The sequence below is a fragment of the Veillonella parvula genome (assembly GCF_047241225.1).
GTDB lineage: Bacteria > Bacillota > Negativicutes > Veillonellales > Veillonellaceae > Veillonella > Veillonella parvula_O.
In genome coordinates this window covers 20,259-40,013 of sequence record NZ_JBKTIE010000005.1, presented here as the reverse complement: position 1 = coordinate 40,013, position 19,755 = coordinate 20,259, and the positions used below count along the sequence as shown (strand labels likewise).

Genomic DNA, 19,755 nt, shown 5'->3' with positions numbered 1-19,755 from the left:
AATTCTAAATACGATAGTTCTGTAAATGCTAAAAGCTGTGCCTAAGGCACAGCTTTTACTGTATATATGAGAAATTGAAATATATCTATATAGTGTTAATCAAAGTTGATAGGCACTACTATGGAGGTTATGATGAGATATGGGCAAATAAGACAATATGATATTGCCAATGGAGAAGGGATTCGTACATCTATATTTGTAACAGGGTGTACACATTGTTGTTATAATTGTTTTAACGAAGAATACCAAGATTTTAATGCCGGTAAGGTGTGGACGCAAGCTGAGACAGATTTAGTAGTTTCCTATGTGAAGAACCCTACATGTTCAGGGTTAACATTATTAGGTGGGGAGCCATTTCAAAATGTACAAGGCTTATTACCGGTGGTGAGAGCTGTTCGTGCAGCGGCGCCAGAAAAGAAGATTTGGGCCTATTCAGGCTATGAAATAGATGATATCTTAGAAGATGAGTTACGAAGTGCCTTATTACAAGAAATTGACATTCTCGTAGATGGCCGCTTTGTAGATGAACTTAGGGACCCTGCATTGCGCTTCAGAGGTTCCTCAAATCAACGCATTATAGATGTTAAAAAGACATTAGCGGCTGGGGAAATTGTATTAGCAATGGAGTAAGTATGGCTTTTGATAAACGATTGATAGGTCTCATTATTATAGTTGGCTTTATAGCGGGGTTAGTAGGAGCTTCCTATACGCATTTATTACATGGAATTCAACATTTCGTATATAATTATTCTTCTTCTGATCATTTAAGCTTTGGTGTAGCTGTGGCCCGAGTATCACCAGTAGAACGATTGATACCCTTAATCATCTGTGGCGTGATAGGTGGCGTAGGTTGGGTTTTAATTCACCGATATGGTAAAGGCGTTGTAGATATAAAAACGGCAGTTTCTGGTAAAATGGATATGAATCCAATTACTACTGTTTTACATGCAACATTACAAATAATTACGGTAGGTATTGGTTCTCCATTAGGTCGAGAAGTTGCACCACGTGAGGCTAGCGCTGGTATTACCACCTTTCTAGTTAAACATTTTGATATAAAACAAGAAGATCGTCAATTATTAATTGCATGTGCTGCAGGCGCTGGCCTAGCTGCAGTTTATAATTCACCATTATCTGCGGCAATTTTTACATTAGAAACTTTGCTTCTTACTTGGAATGTACGCGCTATGAGTGCAGCCCTTTTATGTTGTGGCTTGGCTACATTTGTGACGCGACAAGCTGGCGTAGGAGATGTCATTCAATATACAATGGCACAACCCAGTTTAGGGAGTCATTATGTAGAGTTTTCTATCGTTTTAGGCGCTATTATTGCAATTGGTGTTGTTTTATTTAATATTACACAAAGTAAGCTACCTGCCATTCATCGTAGTAGTCCTGTAATGATTCCTATATCAATTGTTGCTTTTACATTAATTGGTGCTTTGTCCATGTATTTTCCTGAAATTCTTGGAAATGGTAAAGCAGGCAATGAGTTGACTTTTACGAACGATATCACATGGACATATGCATTAGGTTTATTTGGATCCAAATGGGTAGCTGTTTTACTTGCTTTGGCCGCTGGTGCATATGGTGGTCGTATTACACCATCTATGATGTTAGGCAGTACTTTGGGGATCGTATTTGGTACCGTATGGGCTATTGCTATAGCGCCAGTATCTTTGGGAATGTCTGCTTTTGTAGGGGCCGTAGTATTCTTAGGCCTTGCACAAAAAATGCCTATGACATCTTGTGTCTTTATGCTTGAATTATCTCGTTTCTCTGTAGAGATGTTGTTTCCTATAGCTTTAACAATGGGGACAGCTCTTATGGTAGAGCAAATCATTCAATCAAAATTAAATAGCGCTAAGTAGCACTAAATAGCAGTTAATAAAAGTAAATATAATATATAGAAAAGAAGCGGATAGTTGAGTTAATCAACTATCCACTTTTAGTGTATATCTGATTATACGATTTTTGCGTTCTTATCGTATTCCTCGCCACCCGCATCAGGAAGCATGCCATATTCTACAGTCCACAAGTGTTTATATTTTAGTGCTTGATTGTGAATACGTTCGATTTGCGTTTCATCTGTACGAGCTATGCGAGCTGGGATTCCAACAACTAAAGAATTAGGTGGGATTACGGTGTTCTCCTTTATGACTGCACCAGCAGCAATAATAGAGCCAGAGCCAATATGACAACCGCTCAATACAATAGCGCCCATTCCAACTAATACATTATCTTCGATAGTACTAGCATGTACTATTGCACCATGGCCAATTGTTACATAATCTCCAAGAATGCAAGCCTTGTCGTCATCAACGTGTAATACAGAGTTATCCTGTACATTGGAATAGCGACCTACTACAATTTTATTTACATCACCGCGAAGTGCACAGTTTTGCCAAATGGAAGCATATTCTTTTAGTTCAACATCACCTGCAAGTTCTGCACCAGGCATAACACAACTTTTGGGATCTAATTTGGGGTATTTTCCGTGAAATGGTAACATAAGGAACTCCTAATTTATTAACTATACGATTTCAATAAGACGTTGTGCTTTACGAATAGACATGATAGCTTCATTCATTATTGTTTGCACTATAGTGTGAGCAGGTTCAATAGTAGTAAGTCGGTTTAAACCCTGTCCAACTTGTACCGCACCATTTACAACATCACCATCGATAGCAGCACGTTTGTTAGTGCCTTGGGACATTTTGGTACGTTCTTCAGGGGTAGTAACACCATCTGTTTCGGCAGCTAAGTAACGTGTAGTGAATTCGTTTTTCAAGCTACGTACTCCACCGTGACCGGAGAGGAGACCCGTTACAACAGAGTCTGTATCTGTGGCTTTGATAATTGCTTCTTTCATATTTATGTGGGCTTGGCATTCTTCAGCTAACAAAAAACGGGAACCCATTTGTACACCTTCAGCACCCATCAACAATGCTGCTGCAATACCACGACCATCTACGATAGCGCCTGCTACAACAACAGGAATGGAAATCTCAGGTAAAATATTTTCCATCAAGGACATGGTTGTTTGGCTACCAATATGTCCACCAGCTTCCATACCCTCAATAATAATTGCATCGGCACCAGCTTCTTCAATACGTTTAGCAAGTTTTAGAGATGGAACAACAGGGATAACTTTAATGCCTGCATCTTGCAATGGTTTAATATATGGTACAGGATTGCCTGCTCCAAGTGTTACAAATGCAGGTTTTTCTTCAATGATAATATCTACTAATTCGTCTTTATTGGGAGCCATTAACATGAGGTTGACTCCGAAAGGCTTATCCGTTAAGTTTTTACATGCACGAATTTCGTTGCGCGTCCATTCTGCATCACGACCACCAAGAGCAATTACACCTGTAGCACCTGCATTAGCTACGGCAGCAACTAGTTTGTGTTCAGATACCCAAGCCATAGCGCCTTGGATAATAGGATATTCGATTTGTAAAAGTTGTGTTAATGCTGTTTGCATAAAGCCTCCTATAATAACAATTAAATTTACTGAAACTTTATTAAACTTTTATACGAGAATTTTATATAAGAATAATTTTATTTTCTTATATAAAATTAGAGTATTAATAAAGTCAAGAATATTCATCAGTATATACTTATATACTAAAGAGATTAAGCGTAATATTATTTGGAGATTATATGTAATCATATAATCTCTTCTCTATATAATAGTATAATATAGTAATTATGTACACCTTAGATAAGGTTATTATAGTTATTTATTTAAACAATATGCTTTCAAAATTAATTTCCAATTATTGGATTAAAATAAAATATTCAGCAGTAGTCTAAAGATAAAAAAACTAAATGATAATATATTTCAAATGAGTTAAGTAGTAGAAAACCGCATAGTATCTATGATTATTAAATATTATAAAAAATGAGAAAATAAGAAAATGAGTATTGAAAAGTTTCGATGTCTTTGATATACTACATTACAGATAGAGTATCTGAATTAATTAAAGATAAACATTAAACAATAATTTTCAAGTGAAGGAGGAAATACACATGGAAAAATATGTATGCGTAGTATGTGGTTGGGTTTATGACGAAGCTGTTGAAGGCGTAAAATTCGAAGATCAACCAGCTGATTATGTTTGCCCAATTTGCGGTGTTGGTAAAGACCAATTCGAAAAAATGTAATTGACTTACCAAAAGGCTATCTTGAGTCCACTTGAGATAGTCTTTTTTATTTGACAAAGCACCATGTCATGTTTATAATATTATGAGTCGAGGTAAGATTATGAAACTGCAAGTAGAGCAAGCGAAAGAACATATAGGAAAGAAATTTCCTTATAGCTATACGATATCAGCCTCTGAGCTTGGTGACGTAACTGCTTTTCCTTGGAGCCGTCATGATATAACCATTAGTGGTGAGTTTTGGTTTGATGGTCAAAATTACATTGTTCAAGGTTCGATTCAGTCTAAAGGCTATTATGATTGTTCCCGTTGTTTAAATACAACAGAACATTATCGAAAAGATTTCTTTCAGGAAATCTTTAGTGATTGTCGAGATGCTGCGGATGATGTGAATTCTTTTGATGGAGAAGAAATTGACTTAACTGAACTAATTAGGGATACATTAATCATCAATGAGCCCTCTCAAGTGTTATGTCAGGATGATTGCAAAGGATTGTGCGTTCATTGCGGAGCAAATTTGAATGTTTCACCTTGTTCTTGTGAATCCTTTGTGGTGGATCCTCGATTTGCAGAGTTACGTGCTTTGCTTGATGAGAAAGATGATAGATTATCCTAATGATTGTACTAAGGAGGTGCAGATAATGGCAGTACCTAAACGTAGATTGTCTAAATGTCGTCGCGATCGTCGTCGTGCTAATTGGAAATTAGAAGCTCCTGGTTATGTAGCATGTCCACAATGCCACGAACCTAAGATGCCTCATCGTGTTTGCCCTACATGTGGTCACTATAAAGGTGAACAAGTAGTAGCTAATGCTTAATATGTGAGCGGAGAGAGACGCCTACTTTGTAGGCGTCTTTTTTATATAGTTTTATATGTTTTATTATCAATAGCGAGTGTCATTATTTTATAGTAAGATTATTCTATAAGATAGTGACACATTTTTATTTTTTATAAACAAAAATACTAAAATATAAAAAAACAACTATATTTTGTATATGCTATGAAAATTTCTTACTATATGTATGAAAAGTCTTGCCAATAAGGGAATTATTGTATATACTTAGGATGTAATATTAATACTAGGTCATAAAAGGTGGTCCCATGAGTCGGTTAAAGAAGCAAGAGCGCCAGAAGCAGTTACAAGAAAAACTGAATATTACGCCATTTCTTACTGATGAAGAATTGGCAACACACTTTGGTGTAAGTGTGCCAACAATTCGTCTCGATCGACTAGAATTGGGTATTCCTGAATTGCGTGAACGCATTCGTGTTATGGCTACAGGTCAATCACATGAAATGGTAGAACATGTATCATATGAAGTGGTTGGTGAATTGATTGATGTCACCGAGGGGCACCAAGCATTATCTATGTTACGTACTACGGCTGATATGGAAGATCAATTCGGATATGTAGAACCGCAGTATTTATATGCTCAAGCAAATTCCCTTGCAAAAGCGGTTATGGGGACGACTGTTTGCTCTGCGGAAGTTGGAAATATAAAATATAAGAACCCAGTAGGATCTGGTACTAATTTGGTAGCGAAAGCAGAAATTATTCGTCGCCGAGGTAATAAGTTCTTTATTTGGGTTATAATAAGAGATAAAATAAAAGAAGTGTTTCGCGCAAAATTTATTATGGAATCCGTAGAGAATAGGGTGTAAATTATGAAAATTGCAATAGACGCCATGGGTGGCGACTTTGCTCCAATGGAGACTGTACTTGGATCCATTGAAGCCGTACGAGCAAATCAACACATTGAAGTGGTGCTCGTCGGCGATGAGCAGCAAATTTTTGATATATTAGAAGCTAATAATGAAGCTAAGAATCCACGTATTTCTGTACATCATGCTAGCCAGGTAATCGGTATGGATGAACATCCAGGTCAAGCATTGCGCAAGAAAAAAGATGCATCTGTTGTGGTCGCTACTTCGTTGGTTCGGGATAATCGTTGTGATGCTGTAATTGCTCCAGGTAGTACGGGAGCTGCTGTTGCAGCGGCTTTATTTGGGCTTGGTCGCATTAAAGGTATTGATCGCCCTGTCATTGCAACTCCAATGCCAACGGTAAGTGGTATAACAGTTATGTTAGATTCTGGTGCAAATTCTAATTGTAAACCTAAACATCTTGTACAAGGAGCTTTAATGGGCTCTGAATACGCTAAGCTTTTATTAGGAAAAGAAAATCCTACTGTAGGATTGTTAAATATTGGTGAAGAGGCCACAAAGGGGAACGATGTCGTATTGGCGACGTATCCGATTTTGGAGGGTATGAAGACTATCAATTTTAAAGGTAATATTGAAGGTCGCGATATTCCTAAAGGTACCGTTGATGTTGTCGTATGTGATGGATTCGTAGGCAATGTGGTACTTAAATTTGCGGAAGGTTTAGTAACAGGTCTTACGCAATTAGTAAAGGATAGCATCATGGCAGGAAGTATTTTCGCCAAGATAGGAGCTATGCTTGTAAAGCCAGCCTTGAAAAAGATGGCAAAACGTTTGGATCACACAGAAAATGGTGGTGCTCCGCTCTTAGGAGTTAATGGGGTATTCATGATTGCTCATGGTAGTTCTAAAGCAAAAGAAATAAAAACTGCTATTGAAATTGCTAGTGATTTAGTAGAGCGTAAAATTATTCAACACATAAGAGAAACGATGGATATTGAAGGAGCCTTAAAGTATGACTATGATGAATAAACCTGTAGGAATCATTGGTACTGGGAGCTTCCTTCCTGACAATGTAGTAACAAACTTTGATCTTGAAAAAATGGTTGATACCAATGATCAATGGATTAGAGAGCGTACGGGTATAGAAGAACGACGCATTGCACCGGAAGGTATGAATACATCCTATATGGCGACCGAGGCAGCAAAAAAAGCTATGCAAATGGCTAATGTCTCTGCAGAGGATATCGACATGATTATCTTTGCTACCTTAACACCAGATATGATTATTCCTTCGGCAGCTTGTGTATTGCAAGCAAACTTAGGAGCTAAAAACGCTGCAGCCTATGATTTACAAGCGGCGTGCTCTGGGTTTGTATATGGATTGATTACTGCCGCTAGTTATATTAGCTCTGGTATTTATAAAAAAGTACTCGTTGTGGGGGCAGAAATTCTTTCTCGTCGAGTAAACTGGAATGATCGTGGTACATGTATCCTCTTTGGTGATGGTGCTGGGGCTGCAGTAGTATCTGAAGTACCTGAAGGCTATGGCATTAAAGGTATTGACATGGGCGCCGATGGCACTGGAGGATCAGCGCTTTGCATTCCTGCAGGTGGCACTGCTGTAGTAGCAAATGATCAACGCGTAGAAGAGGGCTTAACATTTATTCATATGGATGGCCCTGAAGTATATAAATTTGCCGTTAAAACGATGGGACGTACGGTTTTAAAATCCTTAGAACGTGCTGATATGGAGTTAAATGAATTAGATTACTTCATTCCTCATCAAGCGAATATTCGTATTATTGATTCGGCAGCCAAACGTTTACATCTGCCGATGGAAAAAGTTTTTGTTAATTTACATAAGTATGGTAATACATCTGCCGCGTCTGTAGCGATTGCACTTGATGAAGCTAATCGCGAGGGACGTTTCAAACGCGGTGATAATGTTGCGTTTGCAGGATTTGGTGCAGGCCTAACATGGGCAAGCCTGGTCTTGAAATGGTATTAAGGAGGACACATCAAGATGATTAAGACTGACATTTGTGATTTATTGCAGATTGAGTATCCAATCTTTCAAGGTGGCATGGCTTGGCTCGGTACTGCAGAATTAGCGGCAGCCGTTTCTGAAGCTGGTGGACTTGGGATTATTGGTGCTGGTCATATGCCTCCTGATATTTTCCGTAATGAAATCCATAAATTAAAAGAGCGCACTAGTAAGCCTTTTGGCTGTAATATCATGCTCATGTCTCCATTTGTAAAAGAGGTTATGGAAGTAGTCGTGGAAGAACGTGTTCCTGTTATCACTACAGGTGCAGGTAATCCTGGTGTTTATGTTCCCGCTTTGAAAGAAATTGGTACAAAAGTTATTCCTGTAGTTGCATCAGTATTACTAGCAAAGCGCTTATTACGTGGCGGTATTGATGCAATTATTGCTGAAGGTACAGAGTCTGGTGGTCACGTAGGTGATATTACAACTATGGCATTAATTCCTCAAGTAGTTGATGCTGTAGATGTACCAGTTATTGCTGCCGGAGGTATTGCAGATGGTCGTGGTATGGCTGCGGCATTTGCATTAGGTGCTAAAGCGGTACAAATGGGAACACGATTCGTATTATCCGAAGAATGTATTGCCCATGAAAATTATAAAAATGCTGTATTGAAAGCAAAAGATCGTGCTACAGTTATGACTGGTTTAACAACAGGTCATCCTGTACGTATTATAGATAATGCGTTAGCTCATAAATATAAATCCCTTGAATTCAGTGGTGGATCTAAAGAGGAATTGGAAGCATTAGGTGCTGGTACACTTCGTTTAGCTGCTATTGAGGGTAATGTAAAAGAAGGTTCTGTGATGATCGGTCAAATTTCTGGTATGTTAACAGATGTTAAACCATGTGAAACTATCATTAAAGATATTATGACTGAAGCTGAAACTGTGATTAAGAATCTTCAAGGTCTTAGTAAATAAGGAGGCCCCTAATGAAAACGGCATTTGTTTTTCCTGGTCAAGGTTCTCAAAAAGTTGGCATGTTACAAGATTTGTATAATGCGTACCCTATTGTGAAACAACGTTTTGAAGAAGCTGACGAGGCACTTGGTTATTCTATCAGTAAATTATGCTTCGAAGGTCCTGATACAGAGCTCGTTAAAACAGCAAATACACAACCAGCTATTTTGACTGCATCCGTAGCTTGTTATGAAATTCTAAAAGAACAAGGCTTTACGCCTGACATCGTAGGCGGGCATAGTCTTGGTGAGTATAGTGCTCTAGTAGCAGCCGGTGTATTGAACTTTAAAGACGCAGTATATGTAGTTCATAAACGCGGTGAATATATGCAAGAAGCTGTGCCATTGGGTAAAGGCGCTATGGCAGCAATTTTGGCATTACCTCGTGAGCGAGTTGTAGAAATTTGTGAAGAAGTAAATGCTTCTGTAGGTTCTGTACAAGCAGTTAACTTCAATTGCCCTGGACAAATCGTTATTGCCGGTGAAACTGCAGCGGTGGAAACAGCAGCTGAAAAAATGAAAGAAGCAGGTGCAAAACGCGCAGTAATGCTTCCGGTAAGTGCTCCATTCCACAGCCGTTTGATGGAACCAGCAGCTCTTCGTTTAAAGGAAGAGTTGGATAAGATCCAAGTGTGTGATGCCCAAATTCCTGTAGTTGCAAATGTTACTGGCAAGATTTTGACTAATGCAAATGACATTAAAGAGTCCTTAGTTACTCAAGCCGCTAACCCTGTCTTGTGGGAAGATTGTGTAGCTGAAATGGTAAACTTTGGTGTTACTCGTTTTGTTGAAGTGGGGCCTGGGAAAGTACTTACAGGTTTTACTAAAAAGATCAACAAAGATATGGAATTAGCTAATGTTGAAGACATTGCATCCTTAGAGAAAACGCTTGAATTTTTGAAGGGGGTTCGATAAAATGCATTTAGAGGGTAAAGTAGCCATTGTAACTGGCGCATCCCGTGGCATTGGTCGCGCTGTAGCTATCAATCTAGCACAATCTGGTGCTGATATTGTAGTAAACTATAGCGGTAGCGAAGGTGCAGCACAAGAAACTGTTGAAGCTGTACAAGCGTTAGGTCGAAAAGCCATTAAATTTAAAGCTAATGTAGCAAATGCTGATGAAGTTGCTTCCATGGTGGAAGAAGCTCATAAAGAATTTGGTCATATTGATATTCTCGTGAATAATGCGGGTATTACACGTGACGGTTTGTTAATGCGAATGAAAGACGAAGATTTTGATGCTGTTATCGATATTAACCTAAAAGGTGTTTACTTGGTAACTAAAGCAGTATCTAAAATCATGATGAAACAACGTTCTGGTCATATTATTAACATGACATCTGTTGTAGGTGTTATAGGTAATGCTGGTCAAACTAACTATGCTGCTTCTAAGGCGGGCGTAATTGGTTTTACTAAATCCTGTGCTAAAGAATTGGCTAGCCGTGGTATTACAGTTAATGCTATTGCTCCAGGCTTTATCAACACAGATATGACCGATGTATTACCAGAAAAAGTTAAAGAAGCTATGGTTACTGAAATTCCATTGGGCCGTATGGCTGATGCTGAAGAAGTAGCAACAGTAGTAACATTCCTTGCTAGCGATTTTGCTAATTATATTACGGGTCAAGTCATCAATGTTGATGGTGGCATGGTAATGTAGTTGTAAAATTAGACTATATATAAATACACTTTGAAAGGAGGTGAACCACTAATGAACACTTTCGATAAAGTTAAAGCAATCGTTGTGGAACAATTAGGCGTTGATGAAGCTGAAGTTACCATTGATTCTACATTCATCGACGACTTAGGCGCTGACTCCTTAGATATCGTTGAATTGATCATGGCATTTGAAGAAGAATTCAATGTTGAAATCCCTGACGACGTTGCAGAAAAAATTAAAACCGTTAAGGATACAGTAGAATATATTGATTCTGCTAAATAAGCTGTAAAGCTAACAATTCAACCGAACGGGAGGCCGAGTGGCCTCCCAACCGGTTTTATTTACAGGAGGATTTGATAGTGAAGCTCCCTGAACTTCGCATTGGGAATCTAGTGGCCAAAGTACCTATTATTCAAGGTGGTATGGCGATTAGATTGTCTACAGCTCGCTTGGCAGCAGCCGTTGCAAATGAAGGTGGTATCGGCCTTATTGCGGCATCGGGCTTGCCTTTCGATGAATTACGATACGAAATACAATTAGCTAGAAAATTATCACCTACGGGTATTATTGGTATAAATGCGATGGTAGCAGCAACTCAATTTGCTGGTTTAGTAAAGACTGCCATCGAAGAAGGCATTGATCTTGTAGTAGCAGGTGCTGGTTTTTCAAGAGATATGTTCTCAATGGGCAAAGAGTCTGGTACTCCTATTGTACCAATTGTTTCGTCCGCAAAATTAGCTCGCATTTCTGAAGGTTTAGGTGCTGCAGCTGTAATCGTAGAAGGCTGTGAAGCTGGTGGACACCTGGGGACGGATCGTTCCGCTCGAGAAATCGTTCCCGAAGTTGTAGCAGCGGTAAAAAACATTCCAGTAATTGCTGCTGGTGGTGTTCTAGATGGCCGTGATATCGTTGAAATGTTAAAAATCGGTGCTAGTGGTGTTCAAATGGGTAGCCGTTTTGCTGCTTCTGATGAATGTAATGCATCTGATGAATTGAAAAAAATGTATGTACGAGCTACAAACCCTGAGGATATAGTATTGATTCAAAGTCCTGTTGGTTTGCCTGGTCAAGCAATAAAAAACAAATTTGCTGAATCTGTTTTAGATGGTACTGTAGCGCCTCCAACGGTGTGTGATAACTGTTTAAAACATTGTTCCCATAAATTCTGCATTATCCGTGCTCTTTCTCGCGCACAACAAGGTGATGTGGAAACGGGGTTGGTGTTCTCTGGCAATAATATGAGAAAAGTCGATAGGATTATGCCAGTTAAAGATATCTTTGCTCAATTAAAACAGCAAGTAGCAGAGATTGATTAATTTAAAGGGCTGTATAGCTATAAGAGGTGGAATAATTGGAAAAACGTGTAGTAATTACTGGCTTAGGGGCAGTGACTCCTGTAGGTATCGGTAAAGAGAACTTCTACAATGCGTTATTGGCAGGTCAATCTGGTATTGGGCCGATTACACGCTTTGACGCATCTGACTATGCAACACGCATTGCGGGTGAAGTAAAAGATTTTGATATTACAAACTATGGGGTAGACAAGAAAGAAGCTCGTCGTATGGACCGTTCTGTAGAATTTGCTATCGGCGCAGCTGTTCTTGCTTGTGAAGATGCTGATCTTGATTTAGATAAAGCGGATTTAGATCGCTGTGGTACTGTAGTTGGTACAGGTATAGGCGGCATTGACTCTATCCATGAGGTGTATGAAACATTATTCGAAAAAGGTCCTGGCCGCGTAAGTCCATTTGCAGTACCTATGATGATTGCAAATATGACATCTGCACGCGTATCTATTCGCCTTGGTCTTAAAGGTCCAGTTATTACAGACGTAACTGCTTGTACTTCTGGTACAAATGCGATTGGCGATGCATTCCGTATCATCCAACGTGGTGATGCTGACGTTATGTTTGCTGGTGGTACTGAAGCTGCGGTATCTCCGGCTGCTGTAGCTGGTTTTGCGGCTATGAAAGCTATGTCTACACGCAATGACGAGCCAACAAAAGCGTCCCGTCCATTTGACCGTGACCGTGATGGTTTCGTAATGGGTGAAGGTTCTGGTATCGTAGTTCTTGAAGAATTAGAACACGCAAAAGCACGCGGTGCACATATCTATGCTGAAGTTGTGGGTTATGGTAGTAATGGTGATGCTTACCACATCACTGCACCAGCTCCAGGTGGTGTTCAAGCTCGTAAATGTATGGAATTAGCCATTAAAGATGCAGGTATCGACCCTAAAGACGTTAACTATATCAATGCTCATGGTACATCTACTGGCCTTAATGACCAAAATGAAACATTAGCTATTAAAGAATTGTTCGGCGATCATGCTAAAAATATCGCTGTTAACTCTACAAAATCCATGACAGGTCACTTGTTAGGTGCTGCTGGTGCTATTGAAACTATCGTAATGGCAATGGCGATTGAAACTGGTAAAGTTCACCCTACAATTAACTGTGACAATCCTGATGAAGGTTTGGATCTGGACTATGTTCGTGAAGGCGCACGTGAACTCCAAGTAAAATGTGCACTTTCTAACTCTTTCGGTTTTGGTGGTCATAACGGTACACTTTGCATTCGCCGTTATGAAGCTTAATGGTTACTATCGAAACGCATAAGAGTAAGATAACACAAGCTCGTGAAGAATCTCTTCATGAGCTTGTTGCTCGTTTAGACATACCTGTGTCAGATATATCCATTATAGATTGTGCTTTTACACATACTTCTTATGCGAATGAACATAAATCAAAGCATATTCATCACAATCAGCGATTAGAGTTTTTAGGCGATGCTGTTTTGGATCTTATTATTGGGGAATATCTATTTAAGACATATCCAGATATGGCTGAAGGTAATTTAACGAAAATTAAGGCCGCTACAGTGTGTGAAGATTCTTTAGCATCTGTGAGCCGTTCTTTGCAGCTAGGACAATATTTATTACTCGGTCATGGAGAACGCGCTTCCGGTGGTAACGATCGAAACTCTATATTAGCGGATACCTTTGAGTCTCTCATCGGTGCCATTTATATTTCTACAGATTATCAAACGGCTATGGCCTTTGTTTTAAAGCATTTAACTACCTATATCATGCAAGCCTTAGAAGGTAAGCGGGGCAAAGATTATAAGACATTATTACAAGAATATGTGCAACGTGATGGGGATAAACATATTGTCTATCATTTGCTCAGTGAAAGTGGTCCCGATCATGCTAAAACCTTCCATATGGAGGTTGAAATTAATGGTGTTACTTACGAGGCCGGCTCTGGTAAAAGTAAAAAAATTGCAGAACAACATGCGGCTCAATTGACTTTAGAAAAGTTGATGGCTGATAAATAGAAAAGCGCCGAATGGCGCTTTTTTTTGTATAATAGTATGTGACTAATATAGTATGTGAGTAATAATCTATATAATGGTAGATGAATAATGATCTATATAATGATAGATGAACAATAATCTATATAATACTAGATGAATAATAATTTTTACATAAGAAGAGGAGGTGTCTATGAAACCATTTGGTATGATTCCCTTTTTTATACCTCACGTAGGTTGTCCCTATGTGTGTACATTTTGCAATCAATCTCGTATTACGGGCCAATCTGGTATTAGTCACCTAACTACAGAATATATACAACAAACAATCAAAGACTATGTAGGGACAAAGCGTAATGAAAAGTTTTGGGAGGTTGCCTTTTATGGTGGATCATTTACGGCTATTCCTAAAGATTTACAACATAAATTATTAATGCCTGCTTATGAAATGCTTCAACAAGGTTTCATTGATGGCATACGTTGCTCTACAAGACCTGATGCTGTAGGTGATGAAGCGATTACATTATTACAGTCTTATGGAGTAAAAACTGTAGAACTTGGTGTGCAGTCTATGAATGATGGTATTTTAGTTGATGCTAAGAGAGGGCATACGGCACAAGAGGTAGTAGAGGCTGTTGCACGATTAAAACATCGTGATATGACTGTTGGCGTTCAACTTTTACCAGGACTAAAAGGAGAGACTTGGCAAACCATAATAGAAACGGCCATTACGGTAGCCGCATTACGACCTGATTTTGTACGTATCTATCCCGTACTAGTTATAGAAAATACAGAGCTAGCCGACCAGTATAGAGCTGGAGAATATGAACCACTAAGTACTGAGCTAGCTATACAGTATTGTGCATTTTTAAAAGATTGGTTTGAACAGCATGGTATTGAAGTCATTCGTACGGGTTTACAAAGTACAGAAGAATTAGATTCCGGTAATAGCTTAGTGGCAGGTCCATATGAACCAGCTATGGGAGAGCTAGTTGTGAATGAACAGTATAAGCAGCGAATTGAACGTTGTATTGATGAGCATGTGTCTCAGTATACGTACTCACTAAGTAACGATTGTTTTACTCTAACTGAATTCACTACTTATGGAAACCTAGAATTAAGTAGAGTTAATGCTGATAATAGTGGATATATAGATAACACTAATAATGATAGAACAAATTATATTAGGAATAATGGTATTGCAGTACAGCATAATATTGTTATTTCTTATCCGAGACGCTTAACATCTAAGGTGCGAGGCCTTAATAATCGAAACGTTAAATATTTTCAGATTCAGTATCCGCAGTATGCATTTGAATGGTGCGAAGATAGCACGAGAAATACCGTTCTTTGCTGTATTGATGGCCTACAATATATGTTATAATTAAAGATATGATTATTCGGGATTGTTAGTAGAAAGGAGGCAGTCATGCAATTACTTCGGTTGGAATTAAAGGGCTTTAAATCGTTTGCTGATAAAACGATTGTAAAATTCTCACCAGGAATGACTGCCGTTATTGGTCCTAACGGAAGTGGTAAAAGTAATATTACGGATGCTATGAAATGGGTATTGGGAGAATCCAATGTCCGTAATTTGCGCGGTCAAAAAGCAGAGGATATTATTTTCTCTGGTACGGAAAAGCGCAAACCTATGAGCGCTGCTGAGGTTACACTTGTGTTTGACAATAGTGACCAACAATTAGATATAGATATGGCTGAGGTGGCTATAACACGCCGTATCTATCGTACTGGTGAAAGTGAGTTTCTCATTAATAAGCGATCTTGTCGTTTAAAGGACATACATCTTTTACTAGCAGATACCGGTCTTGGTAGAGATTCCATGGCCATCATTGGTCAGAACCGAATTGACGCTATTTTAAATTCTAAACCTGAAGAACGTCGTCTTATCTTTGAAGATGTAGCAGGTATTTCTCGCTTTAAGATCAATAAAGAAGATGCATTGCGTCGTATTGCCAGTACAGACCGTAATATGGAGCGTGTACGTGACGTAATGGCTACCATTGAAGAGCAATTAGGCCCTTTGTCTGAAAAAGCAGAAAAGACTAAAAAATATATGACCTTAAGCCGTACAAAGCGCGATTATGATGGAGCTTTAGGCTTTCACAATTATAAGACCTCTGATCGTCTTTTAACGCGTTTTGAAAACGATAATATTGCTTTTAAAGATGAAGAAATTGAGCTTCAAACTGAATTGTCTAAATTAGAGGCTCGTCGTCACGAATTGCAATCGTCCTCGTCAAAAGAGCAGGAACAGCTTAAGTTGTGGGAGGCTCAGTATACTGAAAAACAACGTGATGAAGAACGCTTAGCTGGTCATTTACGTCTCTTAGAAGAGCAATTAAAAACAGCGCGCCGTGAATTAGATGAAACGTCTATGCGCATTAGCGAGCTAGAGGCTACGCAAAAGGGCGAGGAGCAACAATTGCGCATCTTAAATCAATTGATTCAAGATGAAAGTGCTCAATTAGTAGAGAAAGAGTCTAATTTAAAAGAATTAGAAGGAACCTACAAAAAGGCTGTTGAAGATGTAAGGGCAGAACAAGCTAAGTTCCAATCCTTGCAATCTAATCGAGAGGCTTTTGAGCAACGTCAATTAGAAGTTGTGAGTGCTATTGAAACGGCTAAGGCTAGTATTCGGAGCTTAGAAGCTCGCAAGGTAGAAAGCAAAAATCAATGTGCTATTCTAGAATCTGAGATAGCACAGGTAGATAGTGAACTACAAGTCGCTCGTTCTGAATTTGAAACGCTAGGTCAAAAATTTAATGCCTTATCTGCTCAACGACAAGCCCTCGTTGATGATGCTAAGAATGCGGCTATGAAAGCGCGTGAAGAGCGTAAGAAATTACAAAAGCTGCGCACTCAAGAACAACGTGCAAAAGGTCGATTAGAACTCTTAGCACAGTGGGAGGAACAGCACGAAGGTTACTTAGAAGGCACAAAGAACATCCTCAACGGTAAAGGGTCCTGGCGCGAACAAATCACAGGCGCTGTTGGTGATCTCTTTACGGTAGAGGACAAATATACTACGGCTATCGAAACGGCCTTAGGCGGAAGTGTTAACCATGTTGTGACTACTACAGCTCGCGCTGCTGCGGAGGGTGTCAATTATTTGAAATCTATCCAAGGTGGTCGTGTAACCTTCTTGCCGATGGATTCAGTAAAAGGTAAACCATATGATACACCGGCTTTACATGAAAGCTGTGTATTAGGCACTGCTGTTGATTGTATTTCCTTTGATAATAAGTACGCTCATATTTTCCAATACCTGTTGGGGCGCACCTTGGTAGTATCTTCCATGGATGATGCCATTGGATTACAGAAAAAATACAATCAGCAATTGCGCATCGTAACTCTTACAGGGGAACAATTTCAACCTGGTGGTTCGTTAACCGGTGGTGCCACAAAGCGTAAGCGTGCTTCTGTATTGAGCCGCAAGGAAGAGGCTGCTAGTCTTGAACAAGAACTGGTACAAATTGAAGGACAAATTTGCTCCTTAATAGCTAACTTAGAACGCCTTGAAAAACGGGTTGAAGAGGCTGAAAAGGAACAAGCGACTCTTGATGAAAGCTATCAACATACAAATTTACTCTATGTGGCGAGCGAAACAAAGGTACAAAATATACAAAATCAGCTAGATCGTAAGAAACGTGTTCTCCATGAAGAAGAGCAACGTTTAGTACATATTGATATTGATTTGGCTACTACAACTGCTAACTTGAAAGATCAAGAAACTGCATTAACTTCTTTGCAAGAGGATCATGGTGTGGATGGTAATCAAGGGGCGTTGATGGATCGATTGACTGTGTTGCAAAAGGTGCAACAAGAGGCGTATGAAGCTTTTACAGAAGCTCGCCTTACTTGTGATACCTTGCGACATACCATTCAGGAACGGGAAACACAACGTGAACAGCGTAATCAATCTATTTCTAGTATTATTGAGCGCTTAACACCACTTCGTAATTTGTTAGTGAGTACTACACAACGTTGTGAAGAGGAATTACCTAAGGCTCAAGAAGCTGCAGAACAAGAGTTGTCCTCTGCTACGGCTGAGGTTGAACGATTACGTGCTCTTCGTGATGAAGCCTATGATAAAACATCTACGGGGCGCGATGAAATGGAATCTATCCTCAGTGAGCAAGACCGATTAAATCAACGCTATAAAGTGGTGCAAGGTCGTCTTGTTGATATGGAAGGTAAAATTACACGTCATCGCATGGACTGTGAGCGCTTTGTAGAAGAATTACAAGAGCTAGGTTTTACTTTGGAAGATGCTCAAGCCCTTCGCATTGAAGGATCTGTTAACGATTGGAAGGATGAGCAAGCTCGTTTGATGGCTGAAATTGCCGAACTGGGTCCAGTCAATCCAAATGCCGTTGAGGAATACGAAGAGACTAAAGAACGATATGATTTCTTAACTACACAATTAGCTGACTTAGATACGGCAAAGACGCAACTACAGGCGGTTATTGCCGAAATGGATAAGGCTATGAGTACACAGCTATACGATGTATTGGATGTGGTAGGCTGTAGATTCCAAGAAGTATTCAGCCAATTGTTTGGTGGTGGTACTGCGCAAATTGTACTGACTGATCCAGATAATATTTTGACGGGTGGTATTGACTTCTACATTCAACCACCAGGGAAAAAGCGTCAACAATTGACACTCTTATCGGGTGGCGAGCGTGCTCTTACGGTTATCGCTTTATTGTTCTCATTCCTCGATTATCGTCCAGCTCCGTTCTGCGTGCTTGACGAAGTTGACGCGGCGCTTGACGAAGCCAATGTTGAACGATTTAGTTCCTACTTAAATCGAGTAAATAAAGAAACACAATTTATCGTTGTATCTCACCGTAAAAAGACGATGGAAGCTGCCGAAGTACTTCAAGGGGTAACCATGGTGGAACGCGGTGTATCACGATTATTAACAGTAGCATTTGAAGATGTGAAGGAGGATCTAGCATAATGGCATTTGGATTCTTTGATAGAATTAAAGACGGTTTAGAAAAAACTCGTAAGTCTTTTGTAAAAAATGTAGAAAGTATCGTTATTGGTTATGCGCAAATCGATGATGATTTTTTAGATGATTTAGAAGCAGTTATGCTTACTAGTGATCTAGGGCCTAAGACGACAGAATACTTGATGAAAGAAATTCGTCGTGGTGTAACAGAAGGTATCATCAATCATACAGGCGATGTAATGCCGTTCATGGAAGACCGCATCACGGAAATGCTCATCGATCAAGAAGATGAAATTACTTTGCACCATCCTGAGGTTATCCTCGTAGTTGGTGTAAATGGTGTTGGTAAAACAACGACAATCGCTAAATTGGCTAATTATTATACTAAAGAAGGTAAAAAGGTTATCATTGCTGCAGGTGATACATTCCGTGCCGCTGCAGCTGACCAATTATCCATATGGGCTGATCGCGTTGGTGTGCCGATTGTTAAACATAAAGAAGGCGCAGATCCTGCTGCCGTTGTATATGATGCAATGGAAGCTGCGAAAGCTCGTAATGCAGACCTTGTTATCGTAGATACGGCTGGTCGTCTACATACTAAGGTTAACCTTATGGAAGAGCTTAAAAAGATGGGGCGCGTAGCGAATAATCACGTAGAAGGTGCACCGCATCAAACATTGCTCGTTTTAGATGGTACTACGGGTCAAAATGCAGTAAGCCAAGCTAAATTATTTGGTCAAGCTGTACCAGTAAATGGTATTGTTGTAACTAAACTAGATGGTACGGCAAAAGGTGGCGTAGTTATCTCTATTAAAGAGGAACTAGGCGTACCCGTACGCTGGATTGGCGTTGGCGAAGGTATGGATGACTTGCGTCCATTCAATGCAAAAGAATTTGCTAATGCACTATTTGATAAAGGAATGATTCAAGGTGACAAATAAATATAACCGGGAATTCTTACTTGAA

At 39.4% G+C, this 19,755-nt stretch carries 20 protein-coding genes; 18 read left to right on the top strand and 2 right to left on the bottom strand.

What is annotated here, in order from left to right; genetic code table 11:
* The first annotated feature begins 132 nt into the window (after positions 1 to 132).
* On the top strand, positions 133 to 630 hold the full coding sequence (nrdG, locus tag ACLRYO_RS08950) for an anaerobic ribonucleoside-triphosphate reductase activating protein (protein WP_316138641.1): 498 nt from the start codon (positions 133 to 135) through the stop codon (positions 628 to 630).
* A 2-nt stretch (positions 631 to 632) separates the two neighbouring features.
* Positions 633 to 1,871, top strand: a complete 1,239-nt coding sequence (locus tag ACLRYO_RS08945; protein WP_412225014.1) for a chloride channel protein — start codon at positions 633 to 635, stop codon at positions 1,869 to 1,871.
* A 92-nt stretch (positions 1,872 to 1,963) separates the two neighbouring features.
* Here the strand turns inward: ACLRYO_RS08945 and ACLRYO_RS08940 are convergent, their stop codons facing one another.
* Both ACLRYO_RS08940 and ACLRYO_RS08935 read right to left on the bottom strand, forming a co-directional pair.
* Positions 1,964 to 2,512: a gamma carbonic anhydrase family protein gene (locus ACLRYO_RS08940; protein ID WP_042986397.1), complete on the bottom strand. Its 549-nt coding sequence runs from the start codon at positions 2,510 to 2,512 to the stop codon at positions 1,964 to 1,966.
* Positions 2,513 to 2,533: 21 nt separating this feature from the next.
* Positions 2,534 to 3,487: a nitronate monooxygenase gene (locus ACLRYO_RS08935; protein WP_412225017.1), complete on the bottom strand. Its 954-nt coding sequence runs from the start codon at positions 3,485 to 3,487 to the stop codon at positions 2,534 to 2,536.
* A gap of 548 nt (positions 3,488 to 4,035) precedes the next feature.
* Here ACLRYO_RS08935 and ACLRYO_RS08930 point away from each other — a divergent pair.
* The 16 genes from ACLRYO_RS08930 (at position 4,036) to ftsY (ending at position 19,730) form a co-directional block, all read left to right on the top strand.
* A complete protein-coding gene (locus tag ACLRYO_RS08930) occupies positions 4,036 to 4,170 on the top strand; it encodes a rubredoxin (RefSeq protein ID WP_004693422.1) in 135 nt (44 codons plus the stop codon).
* Between the two features lie 100 nt (positions 4,171 to 4,270).
* Positions 4,271 to 4,783 (top strand): YceD family protein, encoded by a 513-nt coding sequence (locus ACLRYO_RS08925; protein ID WP_412225019.1) that lies wholly within the window; start codon positions 4,271 to 4,273, stop codon positions 4,781 to 4,783.
* Between the two features lie 25 nt (positions 4,784 to 4,808).
* Positions 4,809 to 4,985, top strand: coding sequence for a 50S ribosomal protein L32 (gene rpmF / locus ACLRYO_RS08920; RefSeq protein WP_004693428.1), 177 nt, complete (start codon positions 4,809 to 4,811; stop codon positions 4,983 to 4,985).
* 284 nt (positions 4,986 to 5,269) lie between these two features.
* Positions 5,270 to 5,830 carry a transcription factor FapR gene (gene fapR, locus ACLRYO_RS08915; protein ID WP_008713703.1) on the top strand — a complete coding sequence of 187 codons (561 nt, stop codon included), beginning with the start codon at positions 5,270 to 5,272 and terminating at the stop codon, positions 5,828 to 5,830.
* A gap of 3 nt (positions 5,831 to 5,833) precedes the next feature.
* Positions 5,834 to 6,862 carry a phosphate acyltransferase PlsX gene (plsX, locus tag ACLRYO_RS08910; RefSeq protein WP_287533052.1) on the top strand — a complete coding sequence of 343 codons (1,029 nt, stop codon included), beginning with the start codon at positions 5,834 to 5,836 and terminating at the stop codon, positions 6,860 to 6,862.
* Positions 6,846 to 7,841 carry a beta-ketoacyl-ACP synthase III gene (locus ACLRYO_RS08905; protein ID WP_008713708.1) on the top strand — a complete coding sequence of 332 codons (996 nt, stop codon included), beginning with the start codon at positions 6,846 to 6,848 and terminating at the stop codon, positions 7,839 to 7,841. Before plsX ends, ACLRYO_RS08905 begins: the two co-directional genes overlap by 17 nt.
* Before the next feature lie 15 nt (positions 7,842 to 7,856).
* Positions 7,857 to 8,801 carry an enoyl-[acyl-carrier-protein] reductase FabK gene (gene fabK, locus ACLRYO_RS08900; protein WP_008600662.1) on the top strand — a complete coding sequence of 315 codons (945 nt, stop codon included), beginning with the start codon at positions 7,857 to 7,859 and terminating at the stop codon, positions 8,799 to 8,801.
* 11 nt (positions 8,802 to 8,812) lie between these two features.
* Entirely contained in the window at positions 8,813 to 9,754 is a 942-nt protein-coding gene (gene fabD, locus ACLRYO_RS08895; RefSeq protein WP_021148003.1) for an ACP S-malonyltransferase, read from the top strand.
* A 1-nt stretch (position 9,755) separates the two neighbouring features.
* Complete coding sequence (fabG, locus tag ACLRYO_RS08890; RefSeq protein WP_123138028.1) at positions 9,756 to 10,499, top strand: 3-oxoacyl-[acyl-carrier-protein] reductase; 744 nt, start codon at positions 9,756 to 9,758, stop codon at positions 10,497 to 10,499.
* Between the two features lie 51 nt (positions 10,500 to 10,550).
* Complete coding sequence (locus tag ACLRYO_RS08885) at positions 10,551 to 10,781, top strand: acyl carrier protein (RefSeq protein WP_004693441.1); 231 nt, start codon at positions 10,551 to 10,553, stop codon at positions 10,779 to 10,781.
* 77 nt (positions 10,782 to 10,858) lie between these two features.
* Complete coding sequence (locus ACLRYO_RS08880) at positions 10,859 to 11,815, top strand: NAD(P)H-dependent flavin oxidoreductase (protein WP_278457414.1); 957 nt, start codon at positions 10,859 to 10,861, stop codon at positions 11,813 to 11,815.
* A 35-nt stretch (positions 11,816 to 11,850) separates the two neighbouring features.
* Positions 11,851 to 13,095 carry a beta-ketoacyl-ACP synthase II gene (fabF, locus tag ACLRYO_RS08875; protein ID WP_004697295.1) on the top strand — a complete coding sequence of 415 codons (1,245 nt, stop codon included), beginning with the start codon at positions 11,851 to 11,853 and terminating at the stop codon, positions 13,093 to 13,095.
* On the top strand, positions 13,095 to 13,835 hold the full coding sequence (rnc, locus tag ACLRYO_RS08870) for a ribonuclease III (RefSeq protein WP_004693448.1): 741 nt from the start codon (positions 13,095 to 13,097) through the stop codon (positions 13,833 to 13,835). The genes fabF and rnc overlap by 1 nt, the downstream gene beginning before the upstream one ends.
* 169 nt (positions 13,836 to 14,004) lie before the next feature.
* Positions 14,005 to 15,195: an elongator complex protein 3 gene (locus tag ACLRYO_RS08865; protein WP_278618043.1), complete on the top strand. Its 1,191-nt coding sequence runs from the start codon at positions 14,005 to 14,007 to the stop codon at positions 15,193 to 15,195.
* A 45-nt stretch (positions 15,196 to 15,240) separates the two neighbouring features.
* A complete protein-coding gene (gene smc, locus ACLRYO_RS08860) occupies positions 15,241 to 18,795 on the top strand; it encodes a chromosome segregation protein SMC (RefSeq protein WP_278618045.1) in 3,555 nt (1,184 codons plus the stop codon).
* Positions 18,795 to 19,730 (top strand): signal recognition particle-docking protein FtsY, encoded by a 936-nt coding sequence (gene ftsY, locus ACLRYO_RS08855; RefSeq protein ID WP_278457421.1) that lies wholly within the window; start codon positions 18,795 to 18,797, stop codon positions 19,728 to 19,730. Before smc ends, ftsY begins: the two co-directional genes overlap by 1 nt.
* The last annotated feature ends 25 nt before the right edge of the window (positions 19,731 to 19,755 follow it).